This window comes from Vreelandella sp. V005 (assembly GCF_052645115.1).
On record NZ_JBQXYA010000005.1, the window covers coordinates 209,839 to 229,122 of the forward strand.

The 19,284-nt window shown below is 52.9% G+C and carries 16 protein-coding genes, 1 tRNA gene and 1 pseudogene; 8 read left to right on the top strand and 10 right to left on the bottom strand.

Annotated elements, in window-relative coordinates; all coding sequences use genetic code 11:
- Positions 1-133: 133 nt before the first annotated feature.
- From ACUN8H_RS13545 to ACUN8H_RS13560, 4 genes are all read left to right on the top strand, one after another.
- A complete protein-coding gene (locus ACUN8H_RS13545) occupies positions 134-634 on the top strand; it encodes a pilin (RefSeq protein WP_445532600.1) in 501 nt (166 codons plus the stop codon).
- A gap of 106 nt (positions 635-740) precedes the next feature.
- On the top strand, positions 741-1,190 hold the full coding sequence (locus ACUN8H_RS13550) for an anti-virulence regulator CigR family protein (RefSeq protein WP_445532601.1): 450 nt from the start codon (positions 741-743) through the stop codon (positions 1,188-1,190).
- An 85-nt stretch (positions 1,191-1,275) separates the two neighbouring features.
- The gene (locus ACUN8H_RS13555) at positions 1,276-2,091 is read left to right on the top strand and encodes an inositol monophosphatase family protein (protein WP_445532602.1); all 816 of its coding nucleotides are present in this window, start codon (positions 1,276-1,278) and stop codon (positions 2,089-2,091) included.
- Positions 2,092-2,229: 138 nt separating this feature from the next.
- Positions 2,230-2,306 (top strand) — tRNA-Pro (locus ACUN8H_RS13560).
- Positions 2,307-2,460: 154 nt separating this feature from the next.
- On the opposite strand, the gene ACUN8H_RS13565 is transcribed toward ACUN8H_RS13560, so the two are convergent.
- The 8 genes from ACUN8H_RS13565 to ACUN8H_RS13600 all read right to left on the bottom strand — a co-directional run bounded on the left by ACUN8H_RS13565 (position 2,461) and on the right by ACUN8H_RS13600 (position 11,525).
- A complete protein-coding gene (locus ACUN8H_RS13565; RefSeq protein WP_445532603.1) occupies positions 2,461-3,474 on the bottom strand; it encodes an SDR family oxidoreductase in 1,014 nt (337 codons plus the stop codon).
- A gap of 652 nt (positions 3,475-4,126) precedes the next feature.
- Positions 4,127-5,284 (bottom strand): alpha-hydroxy acid oxidase, encoded by a 1,158-nt coding sequence (locus tag ACUN8H_RS13570; protein ID WP_445532604.1) that lies wholly within the window; start codon positions 5,282-5,284, stop codon positions 4,127-4,129.
- The gene (locus ACUN8H_RS13575; RefSeq protein WP_445532605.1) at positions 5,284-6,300 is read right to left on the bottom strand and encodes a 2-hydroxyacid dehydrogenase; all 1,017 of its coding nucleotides are present in this window, start codon (positions 6,298-6,300) and stop codon (positions 5,284-5,286) included. Before ACUN8H_RS13575 ends, ACUN8H_RS13570 begins: the two co-directional genes overlap by 1 nt.
- The gene (locus ACUN8H_RS13580) at positions 6,293-7,222 is read right to left on the bottom strand and encodes a dihydrodipicolinate synthase family protein (protein ID WP_445532606.1); all 930 of its coding nucleotides are present in this window, start codon (positions 7,220-7,222) and stop codon (positions 6,293-6,295) included. The genes ACUN8H_RS13575 and ACUN8H_RS13580 overlap by 8 nt, the downstream gene beginning before the upstream one ends.
- Before the next feature lie 27 nt (positions 7,223-7,249).
- The gene (locus tag ACUN8H_RS13585; protein WP_445532607.1) at positions 7,250-8,371 is read right to left on the bottom strand and encodes a mandelate racemase/muconate lactonizing enzyme family protein; all 1,122 of its coding nucleotides are present in this window, start codon (positions 8,369-8,371) and stop codon (positions 7,250-7,252) included.
- 26 nt (positions 8,372-8,397) lie between these two features.
- Entirely contained in the window at positions 8,398-9,903 is a 1,506-nt protein-coding gene (locus tag ACUN8H_RS13590; RefSeq protein ID WP_445532608.1) for a tripartite tricarboxylate transporter permease, read from the bottom strand.
- Positions 9,904-10,004: 101 nt separating this feature from the next.
- Entirely contained in the window at positions 10,005-10,505 is a 501-nt protein-coding gene (locus ACUN8H_RS13595; RefSeq protein WP_445532609.1) for a tripartite tricarboxylate transporter TctB family protein, read from the bottom strand.
- A 48-nt stretch (positions 10,506-10,553) separates the two neighbouring features.
- On the bottom strand, positions 10,554-11,525 hold the full coding sequence (locus ACUN8H_RS13600; RefSeq protein WP_445532610.1) for a tripartite tricarboxylate transporter substrate binding protein: 972 nt from the start codon (positions 11,523-11,525) through the stop codon (positions 10,554-10,556).
- A 213-nt stretch (positions 11,526-11,738) separates the two neighbouring features.
- Between ACUN8H_RS13600 and ACUN8H_RS13605 the strand changes: the two genes are divergently transcribed.
- Both ACUN8H_RS13605 and ACUN8H_RS13610 read left to right on the top strand, forming a co-directional pair.
- Positions 11,739-13,532 (top strand): IlvD/Edd family dehydratase, encoded by a 1,794-nt coding sequence (locus ACUN8H_RS13605; RefSeq protein ID WP_445532611.1) that lies wholly within the window; start codon positions 11,739-11,741, stop codon positions 13,530-13,532.
- 59 nt (positions 13,533-13,591) lie between these two features.
- Entirely contained in the window at positions 13,592-14,293 is a 702-nt protein-coding gene (locus tag ACUN8H_RS13610) for a GntR family transcriptional regulator (RefSeq protein WP_445532612.1), read from the top strand.
- Positions 14,294-14,640: 347 nt separating this feature from the next.
- Here ACUN8H_RS13610 and ACUN8H_RS13615 read toward each other — a convergent pair.
- Positions 14,641-15,495, bottom strand: a pseudogene (locus tag ACUN8H_RS13615) (IS3 family transposase); the annotation flags it as partial.
- Between the two features lie 668 nt (positions 15,496-16,163).
- Here ACUN8H_RS13615 and ACUN8H_RS13620 point away from each other — a divergent pair.
- Complete coding sequence (locus ACUN8H_RS13620) at positions 16,164-18,377, top strand: CHASE2 domain-containing protein (RefSeq protein ID WP_445532613.1); 2,214 nt, start codon at positions 16,164-16,166, stop codon at positions 18,375-18,377.
- Positions 18,378-18,397: 20 nt separating this feature from the next.
- On the opposite strand, the gene ACUN8H_RS13625 is transcribed toward ACUN8H_RS13620, so the two are convergent.
- Positions 18,398-19,042: a hypothetical protein gene (locus tag ACUN8H_RS13625; RefSeq protein WP_445532614.1), complete on the bottom strand. Its 645-nt coding sequence runs from the start codon at positions 19,040-19,042 to the stop codon at positions 18,398-18,400.
- A 15-nt stretch (positions 19,043-19,057) separates the two neighbouring features.
- Between ACUN8H_RS13625 and ACUN8H_RS13630 the strand changes: the two genes are divergently transcribed.
- Positions 19,058-19,284, top strand: a 227-nt coding sequence (locus ACUN8H_RS13630; protein ID WP_445532615.1) for a hypothetical protein, incomplete at its 3' end; no start/stop codon positions are given.

The following is a 19,284-nucleotide window of genomic DNA, read 5'->3' on the forward strand; positions in this document are numbered from 1 at the left end:
TAGGCCGATAACGTTAAGAGAGCGCATTGTAAAAACGTACCGCGTAAGCTAGTGTAATGCCTATTATTCCTAACTCTTTTTAAGGGCTTGCTTCCTTATAAAGAACTGACTTGTCCCTTCAGGAGATGCCTGCATGCAGCAATCTGCACAACCTATCATCCGCAACGCGAAACAAGGCGGTTTTACGCTAATTGAGCTAATGATCGTGGTGGCGATTATTGGTGTATTGGCGTCCATCGCTGTGCCGCAGTACCAGAATTACGTAGGCCGGGCACAGGCTACAGAAGCTTTTACTGCCACCGCGGGTTTGCGCACCGATATTGGTTTATATTTTTCTGAGAATGGCAACTTTGTGGGATATCAAGCTGCAAACGGTAACGACACATACATTGTCGATACAGCAGATGATATTGGCGGAGAATATATTGATGATGTAGAACTTAATGGCCAAGCCAGCGGTGGGTTCACTGTGGCATTTGATAATGGGGTTCACAATGGCTCATCAATGGTTATTCAGCCACTTGTTGAAGATGCAGTAGCGAACGCTGATACTAGCGGTGGACAAATTACAGGCTGGCGTTGCTCCAGCGATGACATTGATGACACCTACCTTCCTTCAGCTTGTCGCGAATAACCGTATATAGTTTGTATTAAGGGCCTTCGGGCCCTTTTTCATTTTCATGCTTCTTGCTTATTCATTAAGTACACTGCTAGCTCTGATCTTAAGCCAGGAGCTTACAATGACCCCTATCAAACTGATTATTCTGAGTGCGCTTGGCGCTAGCCTACTCAATAGCGCTGCCTTTGCTCAACCTGACCATGCACAAGCCCATGGTGCCCGTGACAAAGGCCACGACCATCGCGATCAGGCCCATCAGAATGAAGCTCATAACTCTGGAAACACCCGAGATAATCGGGTTGATTTACCACGTATCAATGAGCGTGAACTACGCCAGCTCTTGCGCCAGCACGATGCGCCAAGAGCCGAAGCATTGCCGCCGGGTATTCAGCGTAATCTAGAGCGCGGTAAACCCTTGCCTCCAGGCATTGCCAAGCGCTTTGATGGTCGTCTAGCATCTCAGTTACCCCAATACCCAGGCTATGAATGGGAGCGTGTAGGAGCCGATGTAGTATTGATAGAAGCAGCCACGCGCATCGTGGTCGATGTATTAGTGGATGTTTTGCGTTAGCCAGCGCGATTGATGGCTCGAAAAATACCTCATGTCGGCTTATGGTGAATGGTCATAGGATTAAATGTCTTCAATAGGAGATTCAATGGCTGACCACACACTGCAAGCACGCCTAAAGATCGCGATTTCTATCGCTGAAGAAGCTGGGCAAATGATTATTCAAGCCCGGGAGCAACAAGGCTTTGCTCGACGGTTAAAAAAGGATAATGAGCTGGTCACCGATGTGGATGTAGCCGTTGATCAGCTTATTAGCCAGCGGCTTGAAGAACACTTTCCAGGAGAGGCGCGGCTGAGTGAGGAGCTTGCTCCCGAGAGTGCTTTGCATGTCGAAACGCCTAGGCTTTGGGTAGTGGATCCTATTGATGGCACTGTCAATTTCGCACAGGGGTTGCGCCATGTGGCAGTGTCCATCGGCTGGATGGAAGAGGGCGTTGCTAAAGTCGGGGTGGTGCATGCTCCGTTCTTAGGCGAAACCTTTAGCGCTGCGGAAGGCGGCGGTGCTTTTTGCAATGGCCAAACTATACAACCGAGCAGCGCGGATTCGTTAGCGCACTCGCTGGTAGGTACTGGATTTCCCTACCGCAAAGAGGAGCGCAAACATCTTTTAAAACGATTAGAGGCCGTGCTGGTTGAGTGCCAGGATATTCGTCGTAACGGTGCGGCAGCCATCGATCTGTGTGATGTCGCCTGCGGCCGATTAGATGCATACTATGAAAGTGTCTCGCCTTGGGATTTTGTGGCGGGCTGGGTCATTGCCCGTGAAGCCGGTGCGCGTGTAGGCCACTTGTATGAGCCACCTAAATCGGTGCCCGAAGACCTTTACCCTGAGCATTTGCTAGTGACGGCACCTGGCGTTTATGACGCCATGGCCTATTTGCTACTCAATGCCGACCAGGGCTAACGACAAAGGGCTAGCGCGTGTCAGGCGTTGTATGACAAATACTTGAAAAGAAAGCGCTATAAGGGCTTTTCATTTATGCAAGAAGACGCTAGTATACGCACCGTCTTGAGGCAAAGCAGTAACGGCCAATAAAGGCAGCGGAGCGTGGCGCAGCTTGGTAGCGCGTTGCAATGGGGTTGCAAAGGTCGCAGGTTCGAATCCTGTCGCTCCGACCAAAGATTATTGAAAGCCGCCGACTAGGGTGAAACCTATCGGTGGTTTTTTGTTGACTGGGAAAACTCCCTACGCCAGCTAGTCTAGTCTAACTGCTAATTGGCAAAACCATAGCGGCAGCCGGCGTAACTAGCAAAGTGCTATCGCTCGTCAGCTTTACGAGCGCCGCCCGGCTAGCACAACGGCACCAATTAATGCGCTGGCCAATACGGTCGTGGTCAGTAACGGGTGCATTGAGGCATTGGTGTATAGGCTAGTCTTGGAAACATGGCTGGCGTATCGGGCACGTTCGCGCCTATCGGTAGCCGCTTCTTGCAGCGCGAAGTGGCGGCGATGCTCGGGCTTATCGGTCTGCTGCTGTCCGATGATCTTCGCCGACATGATCTTGTCCATCAACCATGGTGCGCAGTGTCCAAGGGCTGTCATGAACCGCCCGCCGCCACCGACGTACATATCGCGGCGGGGATGCTCGGCACAGTAGAGGATACTGCGCGCAACGATGCGGGGGTCGTAAAGCGGTGGCGGCAGAGTCGGTTCCCTGTCCATGGCGTTGCCAGCGTGTTCGGGGAAGGGCGTGGCGATACTGGCTGGCTTGATTAACGTCACCGAAATGGGCGCGCCGGCATGCTCGAGTTCCATACGCAAAGCGTCGGTGAAGCCTTTGACAGCATGCTTGGCGGCCGAATACATGCCCTGATAGGGGATGGCTTGGTCCGAGGCGATCGAGCCGATGTTGATGATCCCCCCGGCGTAACCATCGCGGCTCTTGCTAAGGTGGCGGGCCGCTTCCAGCGACCCGTACACGACACCCCAGTAAGTCGTGTCGAACAGGCGCCGGTAATCCTCCTCGTCGATATCGAGCAGGTTGCCGAAAAGCGAGACACCGGCATTGTTGATCCAGGTATCGAAGCCGCCAAACGTGTCGATGGCAGTTTGCGATATCCGGTGAACTTGCGTTTTATCGCCGACATCCACCGCGACGTAGATGGCTTTACCACCGGCGAGGTTGATTTCGTCGCAAAGATTCCGCAACGAATTCTCGTCACGTGCCGCCAGAACCAGGCGTGCGCCATGCTCGGCGGCCATGCGCGCCGTTGCCAAGCCGATGCCTGTGGTGGCGCCGGTGATGATTACCGTCTGGTGTTCTAAGTCTTTCAAATGCAGTGCCATTTCGCTCTCCTTGCTAGTGTCTGCGGTTTTGGGAAGGAACTGTTGAACTTCAGCTTTTCAGTTCGCTCCACTTTCTCAGAATAGACGCTCTGCAAAGATTGCAAAATGCTGTGACACAACGGGCATATGCTTAATGACTAAGTACCTTCTCGTATAGTTTGGAAATTCTCTGGAAAGGTACCCCCTATATTTGGAATCAAGGGTTGTTGCCTTGCAATCGTAAATTCGTTTGGGTGCGTGGCACTCGCTTTAAGCGTTACCTTACAGACATTGGTATTTACGGGCGTGAGTAAATTTTGGATGTAGCCAGCAGCCCTAGGCTGGTTCTTTGGCCCCTGCAGCAAAGTACTGTTCCAGGTCATTGTTAAGCATGTCATTCGCTACTGAAAATCGGGATTAATGCTGGAAAAAATCAGACACCACATGCTTGCAACATTTTTTGCTCTCAAGTCTCTTCGGGGATTAGCAGGTAAGCGCTGGTGGCCCGCCAAAACCGTTTAGCTCCGCAGCGCATGCTGAGGCGCAAAAAAAACGTGAACAAGATGAGAACACGCGAGAGCACAAATCATCTATTTAATAAAAAGGCACTGTTTCACAGATGAGTAAAGCAGTGGCTGTTTCGCTTAGATACTTTTTTGTGGGGCAGATGAGGTCAATGCCGCCGTAACAAGTCGGTGGTCAAATTCTCCACACTGGTTGCCCCCAACAGCGCCATATTTCGCTCTATTTCGCTACCCAGCAGTGTGATAGCCTTTTCCACCCCGGCTTCACCAGCGATGCTGGCCGCATAGTTGAAGGGGCGACCAAGAAACACGAAACTGGCTCCCAATGATAGTGCCTTGAGAACTTGGCTGCCGCGGCGAAAGCTGCCATCGATCATAACGGGGACTGCTCCCTTAACAGCCTCCAGCACTTCAGGCAACATAGCGAGTGGGGCCACTGTACCATCGAGCTGTCGGCCACCATGGTTGGACACTATTAAACCATCGGCACCCGCGCTGATAGCACGTCGTGCATCGTCAGGATGAAGAATGCCTTTGACCACTAGTTTACCTTTCCACCGTGTCCGAACCTGATCGAACGTCGACCAATCAAGATGCCGGCGGCCCGAAAAATCACGGTTGACGTTCTTTGCCAGTACTGGCACACCACGTGTCGCCGCATTATTTTCGAAATGCGGAATACCGTGATACCACAATGTCTTCAGAAAAGTCCCGAATAGCCATCTCGGCCGTACCAAACCATCCCAAGCTAGCCGTACACTTGGACGTAATGGCGAAGAGAAGCCCGCACGACGATGGTTTTCAGGGTTCGGCGGCACAGCGTAGTCCACGGTGACCACCAGAGTGGTAAACCCGGCCTGCTCGACACGCGCCAGCAAGGCATCGATTCCCTCCGGTGTTCCGGGCAAGTAAGCCTGGAACCAATCCGAGCCATTCGGCCCTGCTAGCTCTTCCATGGGTATCAACGATGTACCACTAACAATCATGGGAATACCGCTGTCTGATGCTGCTTGCGCCAACACTTGGTCACCCCGATAGGCAGTTAGGGCGCTAATACCCATGGGCGCTATACCAAAAGGGTAGGCATAGCGGCGGCCAAAGAGTTCGGTTTCAGTCGATACGCCAGAGACATTGACCAGCGCCCGCGGGAGAAATGCGTAGTTATTGAAGACTTCATGGCTAGATCGTGCAGTGACGCCGTCCTCAGCCACGCTCGCCACGTACCCAAATAGCGGCCGCGGTAAATGGCGCCGAGCGGCTCGCTCGAAATCATCAAGGCTTAAAATGCGTTCTAAGCGGCGGTACATTATGCCTCCTTGGCGTTAGCAGCAGACCTTAGCCAGTCATTCACATTGACGGCGTTGAGCGGGCCGCTACCGATTAGCGCCCCCAGTAGATTAACGACTGCCAACTGTGCCATGGCCTCACGTGTTTCATGGGTCGCTGAGCCGATGTGCGGTGTCATTACTACATTATTCATGGCAGCCAGGGGCGAATTTGCGGGAAGAGGTTCTTCGGCGAACACGTCAAGCCCAGCTGCGCGGATCCCGCTGCAGCGTAGTGCCTCAATCAGCGCTGGTTCATCGACCACCTTGCCTCTCGCTATATTGATGAGGGCAGCCGTCGGTTTCATGCGTGCTAAGGCATCGGCGTCTATTAAGTGATGTGTATCGTCGTTGTAGGGCACGCTAATGCAGACGATATCCGATTCGGCTAACAGGTCATTTAGCTCTCGCCTTTGTGCCCCTAGCTGCTGCTCAAGCGCAGTCTTAGAGGAAGAGGCTGTGTAGAGGATAGGCATGCCAAAACCCAACGCCCCACGCCGGGCAATCGCTGTACCAATACGGCCTGCTCCCACAATGCCAAGGGTTTTGCTATGTACGTCCACTCCGAAGTGCTCGGCACCGATATGTGCCCGCCAGCCACCATCGCGGACCAGGCTGGCCAGTTCGACTAGCCGCCTCTGGGTAGCCATGATTAGCGCAAATGCTGTGTCGGCAGTGGTTTCGGTAAGCACATCTGGCGTATTGCAGAGCAGAATGCCACGCCGATTAAGTGCTTCAAGAGGCAGGTGGTCATAACCCACTGAAATGGTGGAGACCACTTGAAGCTCCGGCGCTTCGGCTAGCATTGTCTCGTCGAGTTCCAGCTTGCCGCCGATCAGTCCATGGGCCTTGGAAAGCGCTGTCATAAAGTCAGCACGATTTGATTCGTCCACGTCCTCAAAGTAATCGACCTCGGCAACCTCAGAAAGCGACTTAAGCTGGGCCTCGCTGAGCCGTCGTACGGCGACGATACGCCAAGATTTCGTTTGCTCATCCATGGCTCGCCTCACCTACGCCTTCCATCTGGAATCCTGTCGCTTTAAGCGAAGACACGAGTTCAGACACATGCTGCTCCTCCAGCTCTACTAAAGGTGGGCGCACACGCCTCCAATCGTCATTGTCCGAAAAGTAAGCTGTCGCTGCCTTCATGCCAGGAATCAGTGGGTACTTTTCAAACAAGTCGCGTATAGCATTCAGGCTCTGCTGACGCTCGTCGGCATCGTCCTCCTGCCAATGCCTTGCCAACTCAACAATGGCCGACGGATTGACGTTGGCAGTGGCACTGATACAGCCAGCACCGCCTGCTCGTAGGGTATCAAGCAAAAACCGCTCGCTGCCGGCATACACAGCAAAGTCTTGCCCAGCAAAGCGCTCGGTTAACCCTTTGGTGTGTGCCCAGTCTCCGCCGCTGTCCTTAATGCCAGCAATAATGCCCGGGAAGGCGTCACGTAAACGCTCGATCAGTTCAAACGAGAGCGGCACTTGGGTCACAGGTGGGATATGGTAGAGATAAATCCGCAGACGTGAATTTGCGACACGATTGATCACCTCACTGTAATAGCGAAACAAACCTTCGTCGCTAACACCTTTATAATAGAAGGGGGGTAGCATCAGCACACCGGCACAGCCAGCGTCCACTGCCACACGCGTCAGCGCCACGCAATCATCAATTGTACAACTCCCAGTGCCGGGCATAATCCTAGTGGGGTCGACACCGCCATCCACCAGCGCTTTTAACAGCGTCTGCTTTTCAGCCACTGTCATTGAGTTGGCCTCGGAATTGGTGCCGAACACGGCCAAGCCAACGCCATTTGAGGCCAGCCAGTGGCTGTGGGCCACAAAACGATGGGTATCCGGCGCCAAGTCGGCGCCGAAGGGGGTAATCACCGGTGACCATACATCACCACTCAATTGGGACATGATATTCTCCTTGTTGTTGTAAGGTCTTTATTGCCAGGGCTCGATGGCGTAGCGCTCAAGTGCAGCCTGATCAAAGCCAAAACCAAGTCCGGGTGCGGTGGGCAGTAGCAGTTGTCCGTCGGCAAACTCCAACTGGGTATCCACAAGGCGCCTGAAGTTAAGCACCTGATCGTCGGCAAAGAACTCGACCATCTTCACGTTGGGTGCCGATGCTACTAGATGGATATGCAAGTCGTGGAACCAGTGCGGATAGATATCAACCCCATAGCTGGCAGCGGTGGCGGCAATACGTCGAAACTCAGTGATGCCTCCACAAACGGCTGCATCGGTCTGCAAAATCATGGCTGCTTCTTTGTCCAGCAACTCCTTGAAGCGCCAGCGTCCCGCTTCGATTTCACCGGTGGCTACCGGAACTGGCGTGCGCTCCGCTAAGCGGCGATGGTTGTCGATGTCATCAGGGCTAAAGGGCTCCTCGATCCAGAACGGATTATAAGGTTCTGCCATGCGCATGAAGGCTAACGCCGACGGCAGATCCCGCCAGGCATTGTTGGCATCCATCATTACTTGCACATTGGGGCCCACTGCCTCACGCACTGCCGCCAGACGTGCCTCCTCTCCAGCCAAATCTTCTCGTCCCACTTTCATCTTTACCGCGGTGAAGCCCTTTGCTACGTAGCTGGCCATTTCTTCCCCAAGCATCGCGGGCGTCTTGCCATCCAGGTAGTAGCCACCGCTGGCATAAGCCGGCACGCTGTGAGTATCGCTGGCGCCCAGAAATTTATAGAGCGGGAGTTTCGCTGCCCGAGCGTTACGGTCCCACAGCGCGGTATCCAAAATACTGATGGCACGCATCACCGAACCGCTGCGGCCATGAAGAAGCGATTCCTGATACATTGCTTGCCACAGTGCTTCGGTCGCATTAGCGTCCGCTCCCAACAGCACCGGCTTTAGCAGTTCCCGTACCGCATTTGCCACTAGTGAGCCAGCATTATTGCCGCCATAGCAAAACCCAATGCCTATATGGCCATCATCACCCACCACTTCCACTAGCACATAATCTCGCTTAAGTACCTGTCGATTAGAAAAGCTGGTGGGGTTGTCTAGCGGTACATTGACCGTTCGAGTACGTACTTCGGTTATCGTTGTCATGATGAATCCTCGAATTGAGAGTAAGGTCACTCAGGCTGAGTACGCTGGCGCAGTGCAACCCGCAGCCAGCGAAAGAGGGGGGTCGCTTGCAGGATCGAGAAAGCGGCGATGCATAACAGCACCACGGCAATGGGACTGGTCAAAAAGATGCTCAGGTTGCCTTGCCCGATCAGCATTGACTGTTGGTAACTGGTCTCCATGACCGGCCCCAGAATCAGCCCGATCACCATTGGCGCTGGTGAGACACCGGCTTTGTTCATCCAGTAACCAAACAGCCCAAAGCCCAGCATCAGCCCAACTTCAAACAAGCTATTGTTGATAGCAAAGGCACCAATCACACACAGCGTGATGATGGAGCAGGCCACGAAGCTGTCAGGTACCCGCGTTACGCTTACACAGAGGCGAGTGAACAGTAGCCCGACCAGCAGTAGGCCAATGTTGGCGAAAATCACCGCCCAGATGAGGGTGTAAGTGACATCGCCATAGTCTGTCAGCAGGTTAGGACCGGGCAGGATGCCCTGAACCATTAGCGCACCTAACAGAATGGCAGTAGAGGAGCTGCCAGGAATGCCCAGGGCAATGGTGGGTATCAAGGCACCACCCACCACCGCATTGTTGGCCGCTTCAGGTGCAGCGACACCCGCAATGTCTCCCTTGCCAAAGCGACTCTTATCTTTGGCAAAGCGCTTGGCTTCGTTGTAAGCGAACCAACTGGCAGTATCGCCGCCGGTACCGGGAATTAGGCCGGTGATGATGCCGATGCCGCTGGAACGGAAGATGTTGGGTAACAAGCGGCGAATCTCAGCGAGAGGCGGAATTAACCTATCGGTGATTTTGCTTGCCACCTTCTGGGCACCATGGGCATTCTCGATTAATATCAACGCCTGTGGGATCGAGAATAGACCGATCAGTGCGACGGTGAATTCGATACCCGAAAACAGGTTAATGACCCCGTAGGTCATTCGTGGCGTGCCGGTGATGAGATCCATACCTACTGTGCTCAACAGTAATCCCAGGGTGCCAGAAAGCAGGCCACTGACGACTGAGCCTTGTGATAAAGAGCCAATGATGGTGATACCCAATACGGCAATCGCGAACAGCTCGATAGGGCCGAACTTGAGTACCAGTACGCCAAGCAACGGCGCTGCAGTGAGTAGGGCGATGCCGCTCAGCAGCCCCCCGATAAAAGAAGCGAAGAGCGACACCCCTAATGCCCTACCAGCCTGGCCTTGTTGCGATAGCGGAAACCCATCAAGTACCGTTGCCGCAGCTGAGGGGGTGCCAGGGGTCTTCAATAGAATAGCGGCGATAGAGCCACCGTAGGAGGCCCCCACATAGAGCGAGGCCAGCATGCTGAGACCCGAAGCCGGATTCATGCCAAAGGTTAGAGGTAACAACAGCGCCAACGCCATGGTCGCCGAGAGTCCCGGCATGGCGCCTACAAACAGCCCCAGCAGGGTGCCGCCAAGTATCAGGGAGATATTGGTGAACGTGATGACGTTGGTCAGGCCCACCAAAACAAGATTATCCATATGACTAGACTCCAGAAGCCTGCGTCAGACACCCCCCCTCCCAGCGCTGCAATGTCTTTCTAAGCCATGCGAGCCGGGAATAAGGGGTGCTCTAATTGTCGTTATGAGGAAAACAGAGGCGGCAGTAGCGGGACAGGCAGGCCTAGAAAGCCGATGAAAACCGCACACACCACCGCGACCAACATTACAATGCCTATGGCGGCGAAGCGCCACGACACATGTCCGATCATCGCTAACGCCACTACCATGAAACCAACAGTGGCAATCAGGTATCCTGTTATCGAAATGGTGTAAAGGTAGACGGCGGCCAATAAGAAAATCAGCATTGCCTTCCATGGCTTGCGGTGCCTAGCTTGGCCGCTGACGCTCTCCTCCTCTGTTGCGGCAGTATGGGAGGTTGCTGTTCCCTCAGCCGAGAGCTGACGCCGACGCAAGGTACCGAATACTTCCTGGCACACCATCGCCGCTCCCAACAAGGCGACGGCAACCGAATAGATAAGGGGCATGTTCGCCGCCTTAGCCGGATAGCCCATTGCAGTGATATAAAAGGTCGCTGCTATGCCAATGGCAAAAAATCCTAAGACTAGACGACTTATGTTCATTTCATACCCCTTTGTCGATTCGCCATTTCCCTCTGCCGGTTAAGCGACTTACTGGTTGACCTCATCTTTGACATCTGCCCAGATCTCTTCGAATTGGCCTTCCATGTCCTGCATCATCTGGCCGTAGTCGTCACCGGTCTGAATGTCGAGATTCAAGGCACGTTCCTGAGCCGTCTGCTGGAATTCCTCGTTATCTTTTAAAGCCTCAAAGGCAGCAATCAGCTCATCGCGTGCTTCATCAGGAATTCCCGCCGGTGCGCTATAACCGCGTGAAGAACCAGCCACAACATCAATATCTTTTTCAACCATGGTGGGCACGTCTGGCAAGATATCCAGACGCTCACGGGTGAACACGGCTAGTGGACGCAGACTGCCCGACTGAATGTGACCATAGACATTACCAAGGTTATTGAAACTGGCATCGACCTTGCTACCCAGGGCTGCTGTGGCGGAGGGGCCGTCGCCCTGGAAAGGTACTTTTTGGAAGGAGAGGCCCGTTGCCTTCTCAATCATAATGGTCGAGAAAAAGTCATCTCCACCGACGCCTGAGTTTGCCACCGTAATCTGGCCCGGGCGTTCCTCTGCAGCAGTCAGTAAATCTTCAACTGTTTGGTAGGGACTATCTTCCGGCACAACGATGACGCCCGGGTCAGTGACTACGTTGGCAATTGGCGTCAGCTCATCGATGGAGTAATTAATAGCGTCATTCATAATGTAGTTTGTCATCAGCATTGGTGTATTGGTGATGCTGATGACGCTGCCATCATTAGCCGACTGTTGGGTTAAACGCGTCCAGGCAATCGCACCTGTAGCGCCAGGAATATATTCATTAATGAATTCTACGCCCAGCAATTCCCGCAAGTAGGGCTGAGTCAACTGGGCCAAGGTATCGCTGCCTCCACCAGCCTTGAACCCTTGAAGTACCTTGATTTCATCAGATGCTGAATACTCCGCTTGAGCGGCTCCTGAAAGCATCAGGGCCGATAGAAGGGTAATGGCGTGAGTTCCTCGGATTTGCATAGTTATTTCCTCAAGTGCTGTTTGTAGTTGTGGTGCACATTGGCACGCAAGTCGTGCTTGCACTAACCAACGTAGTTGTATATCAATAATATTGTCAATAATATTATTGATAATCTTGCCAGTGAGATTTTTACCACCTAGCCTAGAGGTTAAGAACGGTAACGACGGACCCTTCTACAACGACAAGCCGCGAACAAAATAGAGGAAAATGTAATGAGCCAGGACTTCAATAAAGACAACAAAGAAAACGGCACCAACCGTAAAGAGACGGACGCCCAACGCCCCACCTTGGGCATGTCCAACCGCCTGACCAATTATGGTGATGCAGATTTTTCACTGTTTTTACGCAAGGCCTTCATCAAGGGTATGGGATATACGGATGATGCGCTCTCGCGTCCGGTCATTGGGATTGCCAACACCTACAGTGGCTACAATGCCTGTCATGGCAATGTTCCAGGGCTGGTCGAGAGCGTAAAGAGGGGGGTTATGCTCGCGGGTGGTCTACCGGTGGACTTTCCCACCATTACCCTTCATGAATCTTTCGCTAACCCCACCAGCATGTATTTGCGCAATCTTATGGCGTTGGATACTGAAGAGATGATCCGCGCCCAGCCGATGGATGCCGTTGTGCTGATCGGCGGTTGCGATAAGACAGTGCCCGCACAGTTGATGGCCGCCGCTAGCGCAGGTGTTCCGACAGTCCAAGTAGTCACCGGGCCTATGCTTGCAGGCTCACATCGTGGGACTCGCGTCGGAGCCTGCACCGACTGTCGCCGTTACTGGGCCTCCTACCGTGGTAATGACATCGATGAAGCGGAAATTAACGAAGTCAACGACAAACTGGTTCCTACCGTGGGCACTTGCTCGGTAATGGGCACTGCGAGCACCATGGCCTGTCTCGCCGAGACTCTGGGCATAATGCTACCCAACAGTGCCACTGCCCCGGCCGTTTACGCCGATCGGCAACGCATTGCCGAGCAGTCAGGCGCGCAGGCCGTTGCACTTGCCCACGCAGGCGTTACTCCAGATCAAATTCTTACTCCTGAAGCTTTTGAAAATGCTCTGCGCGTACTGCTCTCCTTAGGCGGCTCCACTAATGCCCTGATTCATCTGACCGCCATCGCAGGTCGCCTGGGTATTGATATCGATCTTGAGGCATTTGACCGCATGAGCCAGGAAACCCCAGTACTGATGGATCTCAAACCATCAGGAGAAGGGTACATGGAAGACTTGCATCGTGCAGGCGGCCTACCCACCTTGCTACGTGAGCTAAAACCGTTATTACATTTGAACGCCATGACTATCAATGGCCATACCTTGGGTGAGAACATCGATGCTGCCGTTCATCTCATTGATCAGAAGGTCGTGCGATCCATGCACAGCCCGGTCTACGCTCAGGGTGGCATAGCAGTATTGCGTGGGAACTTGGCTCCGTCCGGCGCCATTATTAAGCAATCAGCCGCCTCGGCCGAGCTTATGACACACCGCGGTCGTGCTGTCGTGTTCACAGGTTTAGAAGACTTGGCTAACCGCATCGATGACCCGGATCTGGATGTGCAAGCTGAGGACGTGTTAGTGCTACAGAATATCGGGCCCAAAGGGGCACCGGGTATGCCAGAAGCGGGTTACATTCCGATTCCCAAAAAACTCGCCTCACAAGGCGTCAAAGATATGGTTCGCATATCCGACGGACGTATGAGCGGCACAGCGGCTGGTACTATCGTGCTCCACGTCTCGCCAGAATCCGCTGAGGGCGGCCCGCTTGGGTTGGTACGTGATGGTGATTTCATATCGCTGGATGTTGCTAACAATCAACTGGATTTAGAAGTAGATAACAAGGAACTTGATGCTAGACGCCAAGAACTCAAGGGTGAGGAGGGCGGGGCACCGCTACTAGGCTATCGACGCCTGTTTATGGAGCAAATCCTTCAAGCCGAGCAAGGGTGCGATTTCCGCGCTTGTCGACCTGAACCTACGTGCCGGATACCAAGACAGAATGAAGCCTGAAAGCGATTTTGATACACTTATTTTCTTTGTGCACTGCAAAGAATGCTGAGAATGCGATCATGAACCGAACTGCCCAGCCGCTCACTGCAAGTGGCGCCGAGACTCAATCTTCTAAACCTTCAAACGGTGTCGAAGACATCGTGGCCGCTGTAGAAGAGGATATTGTACTCGGCCGACTGCACCCACGAGAGCGGCTGGTCGAAGAGGCCATGATGGAGCGCTTCGACTGCAAGCGACACGTTGTTCGCCAGGCTCTCTTCCAGCTCGATACCATCGGTTTAACTGAGCGTATCAAAAACAGAGGTGCTTTCGTGCGAAGCTATCCGCCGGAAGAGGTCGAGGATATCTACGCTATGCGCGAGATTCTCGAATTAGCGGCAGTGAGCAGGCTACCATTGCCGGCTCCGCAGAAATGGCTAATAGAGCTTGAAGAGGTACATAAGCGCCACAGTGAAGCTGTGAATGCTCATGACCTTAGACAGGTGTTCCATATGAACATCGCTTTTCACCGTACCTTATTCAGAGCGTGCGGGAATGACTATCTGTACACTACTATTAATGAGTTTGCACAAAAAGCTCATGGCATTCGCTTCATTGCGATTACGGATCGCGATGCTCTGGCTCAAGCCAGAAATGAGCACCAGTTGATGATTGATGCTATTCGTGACGAAGATCGTGAACTCCTGTCTGACTTGTGTCGCCAGCATCTACTACCTTCCAAAAACCGCTATTTAGAGCTTTATTCTGGAACTCAAGATTAAATGGCTCAGTTTGTAGCAAATTGTAGAAGCTTTTGTGTCTTAGCTACGTTTAAAAAATCATCAAACATCACAAGCCAGCCGGTCGCCCAGCTGGGCTTTATCGTATTGATGGATTAGCATGCTGCGGGATTTTTAGATGTTTGCCTGCCATGCAGCCAGTGTTTGAGGGGTTAGATCGATCAGCTTAGTTGTTGCTAAAGCATCGCTCTGTTGAATTGCGTTGAATGTCCCGCAGCTCTGGTGTTGTCTAATTCGAAGAACTCCTATCACGAAACTTGCTCCATGCAGATTTGGCTTTCTGTTGATTTTCTGGCTTTCGCAACCTGTTAGCCGACGTCACCCCATCCTCAGTAGCATCCGTGTTTAAAGTCTGAAGTTACTTTATCGTGTTTTACCACCAGTTGCTCGGCATAGGCTGAAGGGGTCAATCCACCAAGACTCTTCTTCGGCCTTTCTTCGTTGTATTCTCGCCGCCATGCTTCGATGACCACCTTGGCGTGAGGAAGACTGGTGAACCAATGCTCACTCAGGCATTCATTGCGAAAGCGCTCGTTGAACGATTCGATATAGGCGTTTTGGTTGGGTTTTCCAGGTTCGATTAAAAACAAAGCAACACCCCGTAGATGCGCCCACGAAATCATGGCGCGCCCACAGAATTCTTTGCCATTATCCGTACGGATGGCGCGAGGTAGCCCACGTTGTAAAGCCAACTGATCCAGAATTCGTGTTAACGACAGCCCGCCAATGGCACGTTCAGGCACGATCGCCACGGCTTCATGGGTAGCGTCGTCCACAACGGTGAGGTTCTTGATCACGCGTCCTTCCGCTGTTCGGTCAAACACAAAATCCATTGACCAAACCTGGTTGGCGGCACCAGGGCGGCCAAGGGGCTTTCGCTCAGACGCAGGAACCTTCTTGCGCTTGCGGCGTTTTAGCTGCAACCGAGCCGCCGCGTAGAGGCGTTCGACGCGCTTATGATTGATCTGGTCACCCGCTTGACGCAGCTTCAGGTAGATCATGCCCGCGCCATAGCGACGATGCCGATGTGCCAGGGCAATAATGCGTTCACGCAATGCCTCATTGCGGTCAGGGGCCGATTGATAGCGCAACGTACTGGCAGTCTGCGGATGACACGGAGCGCTCGGCGCTCACTCGGCCACGTGACACCATAAAGCGCGTACAGGGGCACTCACCACTTTCTTCTCAGCTTCGCCAAATAATAGCGATACGGGGTTGCTCGGTTATTTCAAACTGGACGGGTTGGCGCATTTTTTGCTGCATCACAATGACTCGTGGGGGGCTGCACGCACCATGGGCTACATCCGGTACTCGTAAATTGACGAGGTCGCAGCCTCATAATCTGCTGTCGATGGCTCAATTGAAGAGGACAAGGTCTCTCATCTTTTTAGTGTGCTGTAGACGAACGGATGCCCAAATATCTCTTAGGCGCAGAGGAGCCTTCTGCCCAACCAACTTGCCTTGATTAAGGTGTAAAAAAAATTTCAGCCGAAACGTTTTATAACATGATCCTTCATCAGGTGGAGGTAAAGAATGGACCAGTTCTTGCTCGTCATTTACTAAGGCTAATGTAAGGTCGGGGCTCGACCCAAAGCGGCCTATTTTGATTGCCAACAGCGGGGCTTAAAGCGGACACCGAGTGCCTACGTAACTAAGGGGATTCAAGTTTTTATTGGGTCGCCCCCATTCACGCTGAGGGTTTTCTCTCTAGTGTGGTAGTACATTAATGTTTAACAAGAACTTTTAAAATGGTTTCCCCTCTTTTGTTATCGAAGAGAAATACCAACAATTCTCAGGATTTCAATACAACGAACATGGTACTTTATCATTACATTAGTAATGAGGCCTTAGCGTGGCGATAGTCCCTTCTCTACAGAATCCTTCCATGGAAAACCGCTATTGGTACTGGCTACAGTTCATCGGAGGTGTGATTATTACTGCTCTCTTGTTAGCAGAGAAAGTAGGCTGGGTACCAATACCGGTTCTGGAACGCCTTGAATGGCAGGCGTATGACCTGAAAGTGCGCAGTACGCTCAGTGAACAGGCCGATCCGTCATTGGCGATTATTGATATAGATGAGCGCAGCCTCTATGAAATAGGCCAGTGGCCATGGCCACGAGCTACTGTAGCGGAGCTGGTGAATACGCTGTTCACTGAATACGACGCCGGGCTTTTAGGCGTCGATGTGGTTTTTGCCGAGCCAGAGATCACGCTTTGGCAGCAGCACTGGAAAAATTTTATCCGTGACTACCCGCAGTTAAGTTACCTATCCCCACCTATGGATGGCGATGAACAGTTGGCAAGTGCCTTATCAGCCCACCCGGTGGTGTTGGGGTACTATTTTCAAGCTTCCCGCCAACCTGGTGACCCACCCGCGCTTGGGCAGTTACCCGTGCCTACCAGCGTCGCAGAGCCCCGGCCTCTCACTTTCCCCGAGCCTGAGCGCTATACCGCTAACCTGCCCATACTGCAGAATAATGCACTGAGTGCGGGCTTCTTTGATAATCCTCGCGTGGATGAAGACGGGGTGTTTCGTCGTGTGCCCATGCTGCAACGCTGGGAAGGGGAGTTGTATCCCAGTTTACCCATGGCGATGCTACTCGCGTTATTGGGGCAACCAGTGATCACGCCTATTATTGGCGAAGGAGCTGGCGTTACCCAACTGGAAGCGTTGGATGTCGGTGGCTTCGAAATCCCCGTCGATGCGGGGGGGGCCGCACTGGTGCCCTGGTATGGGCCGCGTGGCCACTTTGATTACTTCTCAGCGACCGATATTTTGAAAGGGCGGCTTGATCAGGACGCACTGGCGGGAAAAACACTGATCCTAGGCGCATCTGCCCCGGGGCTAATGGATTTACGTTCAACGCCGGTCGGGGGTGTCTATCCAGGGCCCGAGATTAATCTCAGCCTGTTGGCTGGCATGTTGCACCAGCGCATACATGCTCAGCCACCCTGGGTGCTGGGCTTGGAGGTAGTCAGCCTGATTGCCTTGGGCGCTTTTATGGTGCTGTTATATCCCCGGTTAAATGCGCCGCTACTACTAGTGGTGAGTGGGGGACTGCTTTTCTCGGCGGTAGGAGGCAACCTGTGGGCATGGTATCAGGGGCTTTCGTTGCCTATTGCAGGGTTATTGGTATTACTGGTGGCACAGATGCTGTGGCACTTAGCAATGAACTTCCTGCGTGAGACACAGCAGAAACGCTGGGTGGCCGAGCGTTTTGGGCAGTACATTCCGCACCAGCTGGTTGAAGATATGGTCGAAAGCGGTGAAAGCTTTGGCTTAGAAGGGGAGGAGCGAGAGCTAACGGTATTGTTTTCTGATATGCGGGGTTTTACTGCATTTTCCGAATCGATCCCGCCCTCGGAGCTTACCGAAATCATGAACCGTTTATTGACACCGTTAACAGGCGCTATCCATCAGCACCATGGCACCATCGATAAGTACATGGGGGATGCCATTATGGCCTTCTGGGGCGCGCCGCTGCACGACGAGCATCACGCTCATCATGCTCTTGAGGGTGCTTTTGCCATGTTAGACGCGCTCGATGGCATCAATAATGAGTTTATCTCCGAAGGTAAACCGGCGCTGGCGATGGGGGTAGGGTTGAATACCGGTTCCATGAGCGTGGGTAATATGGGCTCCAGTTTCCGTATGGCCTATACCGTCATGGGCGATAACGTGAATCTCGGTTCGCGCATGGAGGGGTTGACCAGAAAGTATGGGGTGAGCTTACTCGTCAGCGAGACCACCGCTAAGCAAGCGCCGAAGTGGTGTTATCGTCGACTGGACAAGGTGCGCGTTAAGGGTCGCAGCACACCGCTGTGGATTTTAGAGCCGCTGGGTCGTTGGGAAGCACTCTCAGAAGAGAAACACCAGTGGCATGCCGCATTTGAGCAAGCGTTGGAGCACTACCACGCTGCGGATTTTGAATCCGCTGAACGCACTTTCCGTGAGCTTGATGTGCAAGACCCACCGACGCAAATGTATCTGGCGCGCATCGAACACTTCAAGTCAGCGCCGCCCCAAGAAGACTGGGACGGCGTCTGGACACATACAGAGAAATAACGGCATCCGACTCTTTAAGGCTATGGAGCAAGCCGAACAAAAATACCGGTACCGCTGTAGTCACCGGTTTGTTCTCCCCAGGCTTCGATCAAGCTCATTATGGTGGCGGCTTCTTCACCGATATAACGGCCATTGAACTCGCCACCTTCAAAGCAGTTACTATCGCCACAAGCCTCGTGCGTCAGATTGATACCGTCCAGCGAGAACGCGTCAGATTGATTACTGCCCAACAACCTGCCAAAGCCGTCTAATAGAATCTCAACCTGCACGCCCTCGCTGTTTGAAAGCATAATAGAACTGTTAGGTAAGATAGGGATAATATCGCCGCCATCGCTAGGCACTAAACCAGTGCCGCCGACCCAGTTGAACGTCACGCCCGTTTCGAGCTGGTCGCGCAAAGCGCTAAGGGCTGATTCACTTAGTGACGCGCTTAAGGAATCAGAAATTTCATCGGAAGCCGCAATAAAGACAATGGATTCGTCCAGTGCCTGTGAGCTATCCACAGAAGCGGGTACTTCTGTGCCGCTCTTCCAGTAACCCCAAACTATTTCACCGTTATCAACAGGGTACGATCCTTGATCTGTAGGTGAGATATTTTGGCGGTAAAGTTCGTCAATATCATCGCTGTCTGCAGCATTAAGCAGCATATTATTTTCTGTCGGCACAAAGTCGAGCCAGAATTGGGAAGTATCGTTGCTACCTGCAGTATTAAACGCTGCCTGGGCGTTCGAGCAATTGCCATTGCTATTGTCAATGCAATCGCCACCGCTGTTGTTGCCATTGCCATTGCCATTGCCATTGCCATTGCCATTGCCATTGCCATTGCCATTGCCATTGCCATTGCCATTGCCATTGCCATTGCCATTGCCATTGCCATTGCCATTGCCATTGCCATTGCCATTGCCAT